Annotated in this window: 13 protein-coding genes, 2 tRNA genes and 1 rRNA gene; 2 read left to right on the forward strand and 14 right to left on the reverse strand. The window is 55.6% G+C overall.

What is annotated here, in order from left to right; genetic code table 11:
* Positions 1 to 5: 5 nt before the first annotated feature.
* The 6 genes from ilvD to IMQ33_RS20300 all read right to left on the reverse strand — a co-directional run bounded on the left by ilvD (position 6) and on the right by IMQ33_RS20300 (position 6379).
* A complete protein-coding gene (gene ilvD / locus IMQ33_RS20275) occupies positions 6 to 1856 on the reverse strand; it encodes a dihydroxy-acid dehydratase (protein WP_021181822.1) in 1851 nt (616 codons plus the stop codon).
* Between the two features lie 68 nt (positions 1857 to 1924).
* On the reverse strand, positions 1925 to 2851 hold the full coding sequence (gene ilvE, locus IMQ33_RS20280) for a branched-chain-amino-acid transaminase (RefSeq protein WP_021181823.1): 927 nt from the start codon (positions 2849 to 2851) through the stop codon (positions 1925 to 1927).
* A 21-nt stretch (positions 2852 to 2872) separates the two neighbouring features.
* The gene (gene ilvM / locus IMQ33_RS20285; protein ID WP_021181824.1) at positions 2873 to 3130 is read right to left on the reverse strand and encodes an acetolactate synthase 2 small subunit; all 258 of its coding nucleotides are present in this window, start codon (positions 3128 to 3130) and stop codon (positions 2873 to 2875) included.
* The gene (gene ilvG / locus IMQ33_RS20290; RefSeq protein WP_098929464.1) at positions 3127 to 4773 is read right to left on the reverse strand and encodes an acetolactate synthase 2 catalytic subunit; all 1647 of its coding nucleotides are present in this window, start codon (positions 4771 to 4773) and stop codon (positions 3127 to 3129) included. The genes ilvM and ilvG overlap by 4 nt, the downstream gene beginning before the upstream one ends.
* A 141-nt stretch (positions 4774 to 4914) precedes the next feature.
* Positions 4915 to 5013 (reverse strand): ilv operon leader peptide, encoded by a 99-nt coding sequence (ilvL, locus tag IMQ33_RS20295; RefSeq protein ID WP_071681478.1) that lies wholly within the window; start codon positions 5011 to 5013, stop codon positions 4915 to 4917.
* Positions 5014 to 5146: 133 nt separating this feature from the next.
* Positions 5147 to 6379 carry an MFS transporter gene (locus IMQ33_RS20300; protein WP_065683944.1) on the reverse strand — a complete coding sequence of 411 codons (1233 nt, stop codon included), beginning with the start codon at positions 6377 to 6379 and terminating at the stop codon, positions 5147 to 5149.
* 342 nt (positions 6380 to 6721) lie between these two features.
* Between IMQ33_RS20300 and IMQ33_RS20305 the strand changes: the two genes are divergently transcribed.
* On the forward strand, positions 6722 to 8245 hold the full coding sequence (locus IMQ33_RS20305) for a YifB family Mg chelatase-like AAA ATPase (protein WP_065683943.1): 1524 nt from the start codon (positions 6722 to 6724) through the stop codon (positions 8243 to 8245).
* A gap of 28 nt (positions 8246 to 8273) precedes the next feature.
* On the opposite strand, the gene IMQ33_RS20310 is transcribed toward IMQ33_RS20305, so the two are convergent.
* Complete coding sequence (locus IMQ33_RS20310; protein ID WP_021181829.1) at positions 8274 to 8612, reverse strand: DUF413 domain-containing protein; 339 nt, start codon at positions 8610 to 8612, stop codon at positions 8274 to 8276.
* Positions 8613 to 8731: 119 nt separating this feature from the next.
* Here IMQ33_RS20310 and hdfR point away from each other — a divergent pair, with 119 nt between their 5' ends.
* Entirely contained in the window at positions 8732 to 9559 is an 828-nt protein-coding gene (gene hdfR / locus IMQ33_RS20315; RefSeq protein ID WP_065683942.1) for an HTH-type transcriptional regulator HdfR, read from the forward strand.
* Between the two features lie 4 nt (positions 9560 to 9563).
* Here the strand turns inward: hdfR and yjfF are convergent, their stop codons facing one another.
* The 7 genes from yjfF to rrf all read right to left on the reverse strand — a co-directional run bounded on the left by yjfF (position 9564) and on the right by rrf (position 14778).
* Positions 9564 to 10556, reverse strand: a complete 993-nt coding sequence (gene yjfF / locus IMQ33_RS20320; RefSeq protein ID WP_037376500.1) for a galactofuranose ABC transporter, permease protein YjfF — start codon at positions 10554 to 10556, stop codon at positions 9564 to 9566.
* Positions 10553 to 11575 (reverse strand): galactofuranose ABC transporter, ATP-binding protein YtfT, encoded by a 1023-nt coding sequence (gene ytfT / locus IMQ33_RS20325; protein ID WP_098929461.1) that lies wholly within the window; start codon positions 11573 to 11575, stop codon positions 10553 to 10555. Before ytfT ends, yjfF begins: the two co-directional genes overlap by 4 nt.
* Positions 11572 to 13086: a galactofuranose ABC transporter, ATP-binding protein YtfR gene (ytfR, locus tag IMQ33_RS20330; protein WP_098929460.1), complete on the reverse strand. Its 1515-nt coding sequence runs from the start codon at positions 13084 to 13086 to the stop codon at positions 11572 to 11574. Before ytfR ends, ytfT begins: the two co-directional genes overlap by 4 nt.
* 22 nt (positions 13087 to 13108) lie before the next feature.
* A complete protein-coding gene (ytfQ, locus tag IMQ33_RS20335) occupies positions 13109 to 14065 on the reverse strand; it encodes a galactofuranose ABC transporter, galactofuranose-binding protein YtfQ (protein ID WP_074030173.1) in 957 nt (318 codons plus the stop codon).
* A gap of 297 nt (positions 14066 to 14362) precedes the next feature.
* Positions 14363 to 14438, reverse strand: a tRNA-Trp gene (locus IMQ33_RS20340).
* A gap of 53 nt (positions 14439 to 14491) precedes the next feature.
* Positions 14492 to 14568: transfer RNA gene (locus IMQ33_RS20345), tRNA-Asp, on the reverse strand.
* A gap of 94 nt (positions 14569 to 14662) precedes the next feature.
* Positions 14663 to 14778: ribosomal RNA gene (gene rrf / locus IMQ33_RS20350) — 5S ribosomal RNA — on the reverse strand.
* Positions 14779 to 14841 lie beyond the last annotated feature (63 nt).

Genomic DNA, 14841 nt, shown 5'->3' on the forward strand with positions numbered 1-14841 from the left:
GGTGGTTAGCCTCCCAGCTTGCTCTTGTCCCGCACTGCGCCTTTGTCTGCACTGGTAGCTAGCGTAGCGTAAGCACGTAACGCATAAGATACCTGGCGCTCACGCGCTTTCGGTGTCCAGGCCGCATCACCGCGTGCCAGTTCCGCCTCACGGCGTGCAGCCAGTACGCTCTCCGGCACATCCAGCACCATGCTGCGTTTCGGGATATCGATATCGATCATGTCCCCTTCTTCCACCAGCGCAATCAGGCCACCGCTGGCCGCTTCCGGCGAAACGTGACCAATGGATAAACCGGAAGTGCCACCAGAGAAGCGACCATCGGTGATCAGCGCACAGGCCTTGCCCAGCCCCATCGATTTCAGATAGGTAGTTGGGTAAAGCATTTCCTGCATGCCAGGACCGCCTTTTGGCCCTTCATAGCGGATAACAACCACGTCGCCCGCGACCACTTTACCGCCCAGGATCGCCTCAACGGCCGTATCCTGGCTCTCATAAACTTTGGCTGGCCCACGGAAGGTCAGGTTGTCTTTATCCACGCCGGCGGTTTTAACGATGCTGCCGTCTTCGGCCATGTTGCCATACAGCACCGCCAGACCCCCCTCCAGGCTGAAGGCGTTTTCCAAGGAGCGGATACAGCCATCGGCACGATCGTTGTCCAGGGTGTCCCAACGGCAGTCTTGAGAGAATGCCTGGGTGGTACGGATACCTGCCGGGCCTGCGCGGAACATTTTCTTCACGGCCTCATCCTGAGTCAGCATGATGTCGTACTTTTCCAGGGTCTCTGGCAGCTTCATCCCCAGGATGTTATCCACATCGCGGTTCATCAGCCCGGCGCGATCCAGCTCGCCAAGAATGGCCAGCACGCCACCGGCACGGTGTACGTCTTCCATATGGTATTTCTGAGTGCTTGGCGCCACCTTGCAAAGGTGTGGCACTTTGCGGGATAGACGATCGATATCCGCCATGGCGAAGTCGATCTCGCCTTCCTGCGCTGCCGCCAACAGGTGCAGCACGGTATTGGTGGAGCCACCCATCGCAATGTCCAGCGTCATGGCGTTTTCGAACGCTGCCTTGTTGGCGATGCTGCGTGGCAGTGCGCTCTCATCGTCCTGCTCGTAGTAACGCTTGGTCAGTTCAACGATGCGCTTACCGGCGTTCAGGAACAGGTCTTTACGATCGGCGTGGGTCGCCAACAGCGAGCCGTTGCCTGGCTGGGACAGGCCCAACGCTTCGGTGAGGCAGTTCATGGAGTTGGCGGTAAACATCCCGGAGCACGAACCGCAGGTTGGGCAAGCGGAACGTTCGATTTGTGCGCTGTCGGCGTCGCTGACGTTCGGGTTAGCCCCCTGGATCATCGCATCGATCAGGTCCAGCTTGATGATTTTGTCGGAAAGCTTGGTTTTACCGGCTTCCATCGGGCCGCCGGAAACGAAGATCACCGGAATATTCAGGCGCAGTGACGCCATCAGCATCCCTGGGGTGATCTTGTCGCAGTTGGAGATACACACCATCGCATCGGCGCAGTGGGCATTCACCATATACTCCACCGAGTCGGCGATCAGTTCGCGCGACGGCAGAGAATAGAGCATGCCGCCGTGGCCCATGGCGATCCCATCATCCACCGCAATGGTGTTGAACTCTTTGGCAACGCCGCCAGAGGCTTCGATCTGTTCTGCAACCAACTTGCCCAAGTCGCGCAGATGCACATGGCCCGGCACAAACTGGGTGAAGGAGTTGACCACCGCAATAATCGGTTTGCCGAAATCGTCGTCGGTCATCCCGGTCGCGCGCCATAATGCGCGGGCACCCGCCATGTTGCGGCCGTGGGTGGTGGTGGCGGAACGGTACTTAGGCATGCTCTTCACTCCAAAAAATAGTCATTTTACGGATGGCGAACGAACCATCCGTTTAGTGTTGTCTGTCGTTATTGGTTTACCGGATCCAACCAGCCGTACTTGTCTTCGGTTTTGCCGCTGAACAGGCCAAAGAATGCCTGCTGGATCTGCTTGGTAATTGGGCCGCACTTGCCGATCCCCACCTGAATGCCATCCACGCTGCGCACCGGCGTGATTTCCGCCGCGGTGCCGGACATAAACACTTCGTCCGCCAGATACAGAGACTCACGGGAAAGCACTTGCTCACGCACTTCGAAGCCCATGTCTTTTGCCAGCTTGATGATCGCGTCACGCGTGATACCCGGCAGAGCGGAAGAGGTGAACGGTGGAGTAAACAGCACGCCGTCTTTCACTTCAAACAGGTTCTCGCCTGCGCCTTCAGAGATATAGCCGTGAACATCCAGCGCGATACCTTCCTGATAGCCGTGGCGGCGTGCTTCGCTGCCCACCAGCAGTGAGGAAAGGTAGTTGCCCCCGGCTTTCGCCGCGGTAGGAATGGTGTTTGGTGCCACACGGTGCCAGGAAGAGACCATCGCATCGATACCTTGATCCAGCGCTTCTTCACCCAGATACGCGCCCCAAGGAAACGCCGCGATAATCACGTCGGTTTTATAGCCAGCCGGTGGGTTAACGCCCATGCCAACATCACCAACAAACACCAAAGGACGAATATAAGCGCTGACCAGATTGTTTTTACGCAGCGTAGCACGGCAGGCTTCCATCAGCTCATCGACGCTTTGCGTTACCGGCATGCGGTAAATTTTGGCCGAGTCATGCAGACGCTGCATATGTTCACGGTGGCGGAATACCACTGGGCCTTTATGGGAGTCGTAGCAGCGGACCCCTTCAAATACCGACGTCCCGTAGTGTAGCGCATGTGACATTACGTGAACCTTGGCATCGGCCCAGGGAACCATCTCACCATTGAACCAGATATAATCAGCTTTCTTCGTCATTGTTCTGTTCCTTTTACGCAATCAGGCGCGTATTTGTTGTGATGATTGTTGCTGTATCTCAACGCTGGAGACATCCATCAGTTTGCTTAACTGAGATGACAGTAAATCCACAGGGCGCTGGCTGGCAACGGTCAATTCAATATTTATATCGTCGCTATTGCTGCCCGAAGCCATATTCATAGCACAGACCTGGAAGCCACGGTGACGGACAACGCGCAATACGCGCTCTAACATTTCAGGGCGGAAGCGGGCCTGGATCGAGAGTTGATGCTGCATCATGATACTTTCTCCAACATGGTTTCGTTGCCTGCGCCCGGCGGCACCAGCGGCCAGACGTTCTCGAGTTCATCAATGGAAACCTGCAGCAGATAAGGCCCTTCGCTGTTAAGCAAGGTATCGAGCGCGTCTGCGACCTGGTCTTTGCGAGTAATACGTTGGCCGGGGATGCCGAAGGCGCTGGCCAATATCAGGAAATCGGGGTTATCGGAGAGGTTGGTTTCGCTGTAACGACCATCAAAGAACAGTTGCTGCCACTGGCGAACCATCCCTAAACGCTGGTTATCCAGTAACACGATTTTCAGCGGTAACTGTTTGCGTTTGATGGTGCCCAACTCCTGCACGTTCATCATGAAGGAACCATCCCCGGACACGCAGATCACCATGTCCTCCGGGCGCGCCATCTGCGCACCTACCGCTGCGGGGATACCGAAACCCATCGTCCCCAACCCGCTGGAAGTGATGAAGTTCTCTGGGCGTTCAAAGCTCATGTGCTGCGCGGTCCACATCTGGTGCTGGCCCACGTCGGTGGTCACTACGGTATTGGCCGGTTTGCGTTCAGACAGTTGCTTGAGCAGCAACGGAGCATAAATCGGTTGGCCCGGGTGGTCGTAACGCCAAGGGTGGGTTTCTTTCAGTTCGGCCACTCGTTGCAGCCAGGGAGCGATCTGCATCGGCTGTTGCAGCGCTGGCAGCAGGGTTCTCAGATCCCCTTGCAGGGCCACATGCGCCTGACGCAGCTTGCTCATTTCCGCCGGGTCGATATCCATGTGGATCACCTTGGCCTGCGGCGCAAAGGCGTTCAGCTTGCCGGTCACCCGGTCGTCAAAACGCGCCCCCACGGCTATCAATAAATCACACTCTTGCACGGCAAAGTTGGCAGCTTTGGTGCCATGCATACCCAACATGCCGAGATAATACGGATGGTTGGCATCCGGTGCGCCCAGGCCTTTCAAGGTCGCCACGGTTGGGATCTGCGTCAGCTCGACAAATTCCCGTAATGCCGGGACGGCCTGCGCCATCCCCACGCCACCGCCCACATACAGCATCGGCTTCTTCGCCTGTGCCAGCAGTTGCGTGGCCATGGCCAACTCTGCTGCGGGATGTTCGAACGGATCTTCTACAGGCATCAGATGAGGAGGCAAATCACCCTGCGCCAGTTGGATGTCTTTCGGGATGTCGATCAGTACCGGGCCTGGGCGGCCGCTGGTGGCAATGGCAAACGCCTCTGCCATGATCCCCGGCAGCGCTTCCAGCGACTCCACCAGGAAACTGTGTTTGGTACAGGCCAGAGACAGGCCCAGAACATCGATCTCCTGAAAAGCATCGGTACCGATAAGCGCAGAACCGACCTGACCGGTGATCGCAACCACTGGCACCGAGTCCAGCAGCGCATCCGCCAACCCGGTGATCAGGTTGGTCGCGCCGGGGCCAGAGGTGGCGATACAGACGCCAACTTTACCGCTGGAACGGGCATAGCCAATAGCCGCAATCGCCGCACCTTGCTCATGACGACACAGCAGATGTTCAACCCCGCCGTCATACAACGCATCGTAGACCGGCATGATCGCACCACCGGGATAGCCGAATACCTTGTCTACCCCCTGCGCACACAACGCTTGAACTACCCACTGAGCACCATTCATGGTTATTTCCCCGCCTTGTTGCGGGAAGTGCAGGATTTTATTCTGTTGGTCATTCTCTGCTCCTTGTTCACATTTTCTTGGCATAAAAAAACCCCCGGACCTTTTGGGTGCGGGGGTTATCTTGCGATTCCGGCTTGTTTTCTAAGCCTTTCTTCGTCCAAGTGCAGCCCCGCACGGTGGGATAATAATCACCACCACGCTAATCACGACTAGGCTAATCACTTGGGCTAGGGCTTTCATAATCGGTTTGTTCACTGTGCTCGTTTCGAACTAATGCCTACAGAGTTACCATAGCAGGCGGTAACCTGACAACACTTTTTTTGCGTTATTATTCGGCTCTGCCGGGTCAAAACTGCAACAAAGCGCATGAAATTCAAACGCTAACACCAGCACTAGGCGCTTTACTTTCCACCGCAATCGCTTTGCCGCGCGTATCCTTGCCAAAATACACCAGCACCGCGATCACAATCGCCACCGTCCCGGCGATTATCGCCATCGCCAGGCCGTAGTTTTGCCCATGATGTTCCGCAATCGCGGCCTGCAAGGTTGCATTCACCGAAGCAATCAGGTTACCCAGTTGGTAAACAAACCCTGGCAATACCGCGCGAGTATTCGCTGGCACCAGTTCGTTGAGGTAGGTTGGGATCACCCCCCATGCCCCCTGAACCATGAATTGCATCATGAACGCCCCCAACCCCAGCATCAGCGAACCACTCGCGAAGGCCCACAGCGGGATGACCGGTAACGCCAGCAGGGCAGCAATAATTATGGCTTTCTTGCGGCCAATTTTTTCCGACAGGGTACCAAAGAAAATACCGCCGATAATGGACGCGATATTGTAGCTAATGGCGATGATACTGACGGTTTTAGGATCGAAACCGTGCTGAATTTTCAGGAAGGCCGGATACATGTCCTGCGTGCCGTGGGAGAAGAAATTAAACGCCGCCATCAGCAGCACCAGATAGAGACACAGCTTCCAATGACTCTTGAGAACTGGCAGCAAAGCGGTGCTTTCTTTACGTGCCCGTGCCGCCAGCCACACCGGCGACTCTTCCACGCAGAAGTAGATAAACGGCAGCAACAGGATCGGCGCGGCCCCGATCACGAACATGCCACGCCAGCCGACCACTTCAAACAGCAGGCCATAGGCCACCGCCGCCAACAGATAGCCAAACGGATACCCCGCCTGGAAGATACCGGACATCAGGCCACGCGAACGGTCTGGGATGCTTTCCATCGCCAGCGAAGAGGCCACGCCCCAGATGCCGCCCATCGCCACGCCGTAAAGCACTCGCAGCAACAGGAAGACAGTCAAAGAAGGAGCGGCCGCCGACAACAGCTCAAATACCGAGAAAAACACGATATTCAACATCAGGATCGGTTTACGACCGTACTTTTCCGCCGCACGGCCAAAAATAAGCGCGCCAATCGGGCGTACCGCCAACGTCAGCAGGATCGCCAGGGTGACTTCTTCCATCCCGACCTGAAAAGCCTGAGCTATATCGCTGAGCAGGAAGACCAGCACAAAGAAATCGAAAGCATCGAGCGTCCAGCTTGAAAAGCTGGCAATTGCCGCATTGCGCTGCAGCGGAGTCCAACCAAACATAGTGTTATCCCTACCGTAGAGTACGAGGTCATCAGATTTAGCGGCGGCCGCAGCGGGTGCGGTAGCGGTCGGGGCTTTGTTAAAGAAGTGATTTTTATTTTAACCAATTGTTAAATACACCCATTAACCCTGCTGTTGCAACTTGGTTAGCTTGCTAATTTGTTGCAGCTTTCCCGTAATTGTTAATGGGTATTACAACGAAATGCGTACCAGCTCGAAAAAAATCACTAACATGATGAAATAAATTACTTTTAATTTTGTAGCACTACGCAAGTTGACGATGAGTAGCGCGCGGCTTTCGGGCTGTTCCCGCATCATGTTGCCTTCAGCGAGGAGAGCAATATGTCACTGGCGGTAATCTATACCCGTGCCACGATCGGCGTGCAGGCGCCTTCGGTCATGGTTGAAGTCCATATCAGCAACGGATTACCCGGCCTTACCCTGGTCGGCCTGCCGGAAACCACGGTGAAAGAAGCCCGTGACCGGGTGCGCAGCGCACTGATCAACAACGGCTTCACTTTTCCGGCCAAACGCATCACCGTCAATCTGGCACCGGCCGATTTGCCTAAGGAAGGGGGGCGCTATGATTTACCCATTGCGCTGGCCATTCTGGCGGCCTCAGAGCAGCTGCCAGCAGATAAGTTGGCGCACTATGAGTTCCTGGGTGAATTAGCGCTTTCTGGCGCATTGAGGGCGGTGCACGGCGCCATTCCGGCGGCAATAGCGGCAGCCGAGGCCAAGCGGGAGTTGATCCTGGCTGCGGCCAACGGCAAAGAGGCGGGGTTGCTTCCCAACAGCACGACCCGAGTCGCAGAACATTTACTGGAGGTGTGCGCTTTTTTGCAGGGTAAGGGGGATCTGCCGATCGCCGTAGCGCCTCCTGCGGCTGCCACGTCAACGGAAACTGCCGACTTGCAGGAAGTCATTGGCCAGGAACAGGCAAAGCGAGCGTTGGAAATTGCTGCGGCCGGGGGCCACAACCTGTTGCTGCTTGGCCCCCCGGGCACCGGCAAAACCATGCTGGCCAGCCGCCTCAACGGCTTGCTGCCGCCGTTAAGCGATCGGGAGGCGCTGGAAAGCGTCGCCGTTGCCAGCTTACTGCATCATCCAGATGAAACCCTGCCATGGCGCCAGCGGCCGTTTCGCGCCCCACACCACAGCGCTTCGATGGCTGCCCTGGTTGGGGGAGGTTCCTTGCCACGGCCAGGGGAAATCTCCATGGCGCACAACGGCGTACTGTTTCTGGATGAGTTACCCGAATTTGAACGGCGAGTATTAGATGCGCTGCGTGAGCCGCTGGAATCAGGTGAAATCGTCATCTCACGCGCCAGCGCCAAGGTACGCTTCCCTGCCCGAGTGCAGCTGATTGCGGCGATGAACCCCAGCCCAACCGGGCACTATCAGGGCATACACAACCGCACACCACCGCAGCAGATTTTGCGCTACCTCGGCAGGCTCTCTGGCCCCTTCCTCGATCGATTTGATTTGTCGATTGAGGTGCCGCTGCTGCCACCGGGCGTACTGGCCAAGCAGCACCATGCGGGGGAAAGCAGCCAACAGGTACGTCAACGGGTGCTGGTGGCGCGCGAACAGCAGCTGGCACGGGCAGGTAAAGTGAATGCGCTGTTGAGTAACCGCGAGGTGGATCGGGATTGCCATTTGCCTGCAACTGAAGCGGAGTTTTTAGAGAAAACGCTGAGCCAACTGGGATTATCGGTTCGAGCCTGGCATCGCATCCTGAAAGTGGCACGCACGCTGGCCGATTTGGCAGGGGAACAACAGATTGATAAACGCCATCTCAGCGAAGCGCTCAGCTATCGCAGTATGGATCGCCTGCTGCTGCAGCTACACCGCAGCCTGGAATAAAAAATGGGGCCGAATGGCCCCATGATGATCAATCGTCGCTTTCAGTGTAGTCTTCTACCGCATCAGCCTGCGGCTTGCCACCTGACAGCGTATGGAATTTTTTCGGGCGGCGGGTGCGCGCCAGATATTTAGACCATACTTTTTCTTGCTCGGTTACCGGTTCACGCTCACCGCGACACACTGCAACGAACAACTGTTCTTCTTCAGTGGCTGGCTGGCGTTTGCCGGCATCCAACTCGTTGAACGCATACCCGAAACGCTCTAGCAATTGCGCTTCTTTAATGGTGAAATCGCCGTGACGGGAGAACCCGCGAGGATAGTTTTTATTATCAAAAAAACGACTGTTGGTGGTGAAGCTATCCGCCATCTGACACGCTCCTAATTCTCTCATGGCCGTGCTGTTTATGGCGCGGAGTATTAGATAGGCTTGACATCGTGTAAAACAAAACATTTAAATCTTAACGATAAAAAACTTTGGAGATTGGTGTGGACACCGAATTACTGAAAACCTTTTTGGAGGTCAGTAGAACGCGACACTTTGGCCGCGCAGCGGAATCCCTGTACTTAACGCAGTCTGCGGTGAGTTTCCGTATCCGTCAGCTTGAAACTCAATTAGGGGCGAATTTATTCACTCGCCACCGCAACAACATCCGCCTGACACCTGCAGGAGAGCGGCTGTTGCCCTATGCCGAGAGCCTGATGAACACGTGGCAGTTGGCAAAGAAAGAGGTGGTGCGATCGCTACAGCACAGCGAACTTTCGATCGGTGCCACCGCGTCGCTATGGGAAGCTTACCTCACGCCCTGGCTGCAATCGCTCTACCAGCAGCGGGAGGCCTTGCAGCTCGAAGCCAGGGTAGCCCTGCGCCATTCGTTGGTGAAGCAGTTACATGAAAGACAGCTCGATTTGCTAATCACCACCGAACCGCCAAAGATGGATGAGCTGGCCAGCCAGCTATTGGGTAACTTCTCGCTTCGCCTGTTTTCCTCGTCGCTACGCGATAACCCCGCCCCCATGCCTTACATCAAACTGGAATGGGGTGCCGATTTTCACCAACAGGAAGCCCGCATGCTTGAGGGCGACAGCATGCCCGTGCTGACCACCACTTCGGCGCATCTGACGCGCCAATTGCTGGAGACAACCGGTGGCTGTGCATTTCTCCCCAGCCAGTGGGAAAAAGACTACCCTCAACTGGTCGCTGTTGCTGACGCCCAGCCGATCGTTCGTCCGCTTTATGCCGTCTGGCTGCAAAACAGCGACCAGCAGCCGTTAATCCGCCAACTGCTGAAAATACCTTTAAATACCGCAACCTGAGCGGCTATGACGGCTTCAGGCGTGGATGGCGGGGTTTTGCCCGTCTGGTCTGCCAAAAGGCGCTCATCGCCTTCTGGAGGCCGATAAAGCAGAACAGCAGGATGCCGATGACGATTTTTGTCCACCAGGAGCTGAGGGAGCCATCAAAAGTGATGTAACTCTGGATCAAGCCTTGGATCAGCACGCCAAACAAGGTGCCCAAAATGGTACCGACGCCGCCAGTCAGCAATGTTCCCCCAATCACGACCGCCGCAATGGCATCCAGTTCAACACCACTGGCAGCCAGCGCATAACCGGCAGAAGTGTACAGCGAGAAAATTATGCCGGAGAGGGCCGCCAGCGTACTGGAGAGCATGTAAATCTGGATAGTGGTACGCCGTACCGGCACCCCCATCAGCGCAGCGGAGACCGGATTACCCCCGATGGCATAGACGTTATGGCCAAAACGGGTGCGATGCGCCAGGATCATGCCAATCGCCACGACCAGCAGCATCACCAGCGCCAATAAAGTAAATCGGCCACCACCGGGGACTTTCCAGGCATAGTTTGCCAGCGTGGCATACAGCGGGTGATCGATCGGCAAAGACTCTTCTGACACGATAAAACTCATGCCGCGCACGAAGAACATCCCCGCGAGCGTGATAATAAATGCAGGTAATTTCAGCACGTCAATGATCCACCCCATCAGCGCCCCAAATGAGGCCCCCATCAGCAAGGCAATGACAAATGCATAACCTGGAGCAATACCATAAGTGCCAATCAGCTTGGCCAGCAGTACGCCGGTAAAGGCGATCACCGAGCCCACAGAAAGATCTATGCCCCCTGAAAGGATCACAAAGGTCATGCCTACGGCCACAATGCCGAGAAAAGCGTTGTCGGTCAGCAAATCGCACCAGACGCGGGTGGAAGCGAAGCTGGGGAATTGACTGAGGCAAAAGGCGTAGCCCAGCAGGAAAACCGCGATCGTGATCAATAGGGGAAGGTTACGCTTCATCATGATTTACGTCTCCGCCACAACCGCTGTAATGACACACTTGGGGATTGCACCAGCAACACGGCTAATACCACCACCGCTTTCAACACCAGGTTAAACTCCGGTTTATAACCCGAAAGCAGAATTCCAGTATTCATGCCCTGAATGATTAATGCCCCCACCACCGAGAGCAGCAGATTAAAACGTCCGCCCAGCAATGACCCACCACCAATCACCACGGCCAGGATCGCATCCAGTTCGAGCCACAGGCCCGCATTGTTGGCATCCGCACCGCGGATATCCGCCGTGACGATAATCCCTGCCACCGCCGCGCACAGGCCGCAAATGATATATACCGCAATAATCACCCAGCGAGTACTGACGCCAGCATTACGTGCTGAGCGCAGATTGATACCGACCGCTTCAATAAAAAGCCCCAAAGCGGTTTTGCGTGTCAGTAACCAAATCAGCAGCAGCATGATGGTAGCAATGATCACTGGCATCGGCAGATACATCAGCGAACCACTGCCAAGCTTGGCTAACCCTTGACTCTCAAAGGTGACGATTTGTCCTTCGGTAATCAACTGCGCGATACCGCGCCCGGCCACCATCAACATCAAGGTAGCGACGATCGGCTGGATTTGCAGCACCGCAACCAAGAAGCCGTTCCACAGGCCACACAGTGCCCCAACCGCTAATGCGGCCCCCAGGATGTAAGCTAATGGGTAGCCAGCGCTAGTCATGGTGGCCGCTGTCGCCCCGGCAATCGCCATTACCGCACCGACGGAGAGATCGATCCCACCGGTGGCGATCACTAGCGTCATACCCAAAGCAAGCAGCGCGACAGGGGCGCCACGGTTAAAAATATCAATCACGCTGCCGAACAGGCGGCCATCCTGGATATGAATTGAAAAGAAATGGGGAGCGACCAGGCTATCGATAAGTAAAATCACCGCCAGCGCCCCCAGCTGCGTCGCTCCGGCGGGCATTACCCACCTTACTTTGCGCGGTCCACCGGTCATGGGAAAACTCCTGTGGTTCATGCTGCCCCCTGTTGCACGGCAATGGCCTGCATAATGGCGGGAACCGTAATGGCATCATGCTCAAGCTGCGCCACATGTTTTCTATCGCGTAATACCACGATGCGATCGGCATAGCCTGCTAGCTCCTCCAGTTCGGAGGAAATAACCAGCAGTGCCAACCCTTCATCACAGAGCCGTTCAATCAGGCGGATAATTTCCGCATGGGCCCCCACGTCAATGCCACGCGTTGGCTCATCCAGGATCAGGAAACGGGGTTTGGTCGCCAGCCAGCGGGAAAGCAGTACCTTCTGCTGGTTACCGCCGGAAAGGTACTGGATTTGCTGCTCCGGCCCCGGCGTGCGGATCCCCAGCAGTTTAATGAAATCTTCCGCAATTCGGGTTTGCTCACGCAGCGGGATAGGCCGTAACCAGCCACGCTGCGCCTGCAATGCCAGAATGATGTTTTCCCTTACCGTGGCCGCGCCGACAATACCGTCGGTCTTACGATCTTCTGGGCAATAGCCAAATCCCAGGCTGGCCGCTTTACGGGGCGTAGGGATCGCCACCGTTTTGCCCTCAACCTTCGCAATACCTTTATCCCGAGCCTTAATGCCGAAGATCAGTTGTGCCGTCTCAGTACGCCCCGATCCCAGTAAACCAGCCAGGCCGACGATTTCCCCAGGCCGTAGAGCCAGATCAAAGGGCTCAACCACGCCGCGTCGGCCATAACCGCTAAACTCCACTAACGGCGGAGCCTGCACGGCCTGATGCTCGCTGCGTTTGAGCAGCGTCTCATCAAAACTATGGCCAAGCATCATCTGCACCAACTCGAGCCGTGGCAGCTCGGCGGTGACACGAGTCCCGACCAGCTTGCCGTTACGCAACACCGTAATACGATCGCTGATGCGGTAAACCTGTTCGAGAAAATGGGTGACGAAGATCATCCCCATTCCCTGAGATCGCAGTTGGCTAAGAATATCCAGCAGCAGGGTGACTTCCTTGGCATCCAGGCTGGCGGTGGGTTCATCCAGGATCAGTACCTTGGCGGAGAGATCGACGGCGCGAGCAATCGCGACAATTTGCTGAATGGCGATCGAGTAGTTGCCCAGCGGCTGGCTGACATCCAGCGGTAATCCATAGCCTTCCAGCAGCTGACGGGCATTACGCAACATGGTTTTTTGATCGATCAGGCCAAAACGGGTAGGTTCGCGGCCGATAAACAGATTGGCGGCCACCGAGATATTAGGCAGCAGGTTAACTTCCTGATAGACGGTACCAATCCCCAACGATTGCGCCTGGGCCGTATTCTGTGGCGCAATCGCGGTGCCTTCTAGCCAGATCTCACCGGCGGAGCGTTGGTAAACACCGGTCAATGCCTTAATCAGCGTGGACTTGCCCGCGCCGTTTTCCCCAAGAAGCGCCACCACCTCACCGCGTTGTAGTGTGAAATCAACCTGCTCCAGCGCTTTTACACCTGGAAACTCCACGGATAATCCGCTTATTGCCAATAATGCTGCCTGAGGTGTAGCCATTATCTGCTCCGCCTGTTAACGATCAATATCCCATGCTTTTCTTCATATCGTATTCCTGTCTGGCAGTTTCAGGCTGCAGCAGTTTCGACTCGGTCTGGATAAATTTCTGTGGCTGTGTGCCGTCTTTTTTCAATGCAATCAAGGCATCAAACGCAGGGCCTGCCATATTTGGCGTCAGTTCAACCGTGGCGTTGGCTTCCCCTTCCATCATCGCTTTGAAGATATCCGGCACGCCGTCGATGGAAACAACCTTGATCTGTGAGCCCGGTTTGAGGCCGGCTTCTTTGATCGCCTGGATGGCACCAATGGCCATATCGTCGTTATGTGCATAGACGGCGCAGATATTTTTGCCGTTCTGTTCAGCCTTGATAAAGCTTTCCATCACCTCTTTACCCTTGCTGCGAGTAAAGTCGCCGGACTGCGAACGGATGATTTTGACGTTGTCGGCAGAGGCAATACCGTCCGCAAAGCCTTTCTTGCGGTTAATGGCCACGCTGGACCCAACGGTACCTTGCAGTTCCACCACGTTACAGGGCTTGCCCGCAACGGCTTTCACTAGCCATTCGCCTGCGACTTTCCCTTCATGGACGCTGTCAGAAGCGACGGCAGCGGTATACAGCGAGGGATCGTTCACCTCGATCATGCGATCCAACAGGAAGACCGGAATTTTGGCCTCTTTCGCTTCCTGCAATACCGGGGTCCAACCGGTGGCCACCACTGGCGCAATGAAGATGGCGTCAACGCCTTGAGCAATAAAGGATCTCACCGCCTTGATCTGGTTTTCCTGCTTTTGCTGTGCATCGGCGATTTTCAGCGTAATACCCCGTTTTTCCGCCTCCTGTTTCGCCACTTTGGTTTCTGCCGAACGCCATCCTGATTCAGAACCAATCTGAGAAAAGCCGACAACCAAGGGGGCAGCCTGCGCCGCTCCCATCAACACACCGCTTATGGCGGCCGCTAACAGTAAACGCTTAACCATGTTTTTCTCCTCGCTCTACCTGACTCGGTCAGACAGAGATGGTTGTAGGTGTATTCGCTTTCATCGAGTGTGCCCAAAAATCTCGTGGGGCTTATAAGGTGTAGTTGAAATACAGGGAGGAATGATGAGCGATATCACAGCGCGGGATTACAACCATTTTGTGCATAGATACAGCTAGAAATGTCTAAATTGGGAACGATTTCGGCGGGAATTTTGTACGCGTTAGCGGGAGGACTGGCAATTCTAGGCGAGTAGAAAGCAAAAAAAACCCTTCGCTTTCGCAAAGGGTTTTTAATATGGCAGGGGCGGAGAGACTCGAACTCGCGACACCCGGTTTTGGAGACCGGTGCTCTACCAACTGAGCTACGCCCCTAAATTACGCTTAACATTATGCCTGCTAACAGTAGCAGGCATAATTTAAATAAGTGGCGGAACGGACGGGGCTCGAACCCGCGACCCCCTGCGTGACAGGCAGGTATTCTAACCAACTGAACTACCGCTCCACCGATTCTTTTACGTCGCATCTTTCGATGCTGGCAAAACCACCTTGGTGATTTCGCGCATTATCAGGTGTCATACTGATAACGTTTATTTGATGCCTGGCAGTGTCCTACTCTCGCATGGGGAGACCCCACACTACCATCGGCGCTACGGCGTTTCACTTCTGAGTTCGGCATGGGGTCAGGTGGGACCACCGCGCTATTGCCGCCAGGCAAATTCTGTTTCATTCCAACCGCTTCACTTTCGTGTCGCCATCGGAACCAATCTCGGAACTT

Origin of the sequence: Serratia sp. Res13-Sevr-LER1-36-b (assembly GCF_015673035.1) — a bacterium.
Taxonomy (GTDB): Bacteria; Pseudomonadota; Gammaproteobacteria; order Enterobacterales; family Enterobacteriaceae; genus Chania; species Chania fonticola_C.

Bases quoted from the DNA above. Each gene is read 5' to 3' on its own strand.
- IMQ33_RS20300 (WP_065683944.1), bottom strand. From the start codon at position 6,379: ATGTTTGGTTGGACTCCGCTGCAGCGCAATGCGGCAATTGCCAGCTTT.
- ytfR (WP_098929460.1), bottom strand. From the start codon at position 13,086: ATGGCTACACCTCAGGCAGCATTATTGGCAATAAGCGGATTATCCGTG.
- ilvG (WP_098929464.1), bottom strand. From the start codon at position 4,773: ATGAATGGTGCTCAGTGGGTAGTTCAAGCGTTGTGTGCGCAGGGGGTA.
- IMQ33_RS20310 (WP_021181829.1), bottom strand. From the start codon at position 8,612: ATGGCGGATAGCTTCACCACCAACAGTCGTTTTTTTGATAATAAAAAC.
- ilvM (WP_021181824.1), bottom strand. From the start codon at position 3,130: ATGATGCAGCATCAACTCTCGATCCAGGCCCGCTTCCGCCCTGAAATG.
- ytfT (WP_098929461.1), bottom strand. From the start codon at position 11,575: ATGAACCACAGGAGTTTTCCCATGACCGGTGGACCGCGCAAAGTAAGG.
- ytfQ (WP_074030173.1), bottom strand. From the start codon at position 14,065: ATGGTTAAGCGTTTACTGTTAGCGGCCGCCATAAGCGGTGTGTTGATG.
- yjfF (WP_037376500.1), bottom strand. From the start codon at position 10,556: ATGATGAAGCGTAACCTTCCCCTATTGATCACGATCGCGGTTTTCCTG.
- ilvE (WP_021181823.1), bottom strand. From the start codon at position 2,851: ATGACGAAGAAAGCTGATTATATCTGGTTCAATGGTGAGATGGTTCCC.
- ilvD (WP_021181822.1), bottom strand. From the start codon at position 1,856: ATGCCTAAGTACCGTTCCGCCACCACCACCCACGGCCGCAACATGGCG.
- ilvL (WP_071681478.1), bottom strand. From the start codon at position 5,013: ATGAAAGCCCTAGCCCAAGTGATTAGCCTAGTCGTGATTAGCGTGGTG.
- IMQ33_RS20305 (WP_065683943.1), top strand. From the start codon at position 6,722: ATGTCACTGGCGGTAATCTATACCCGTGCCACGATCGGCGTGCAGGCG.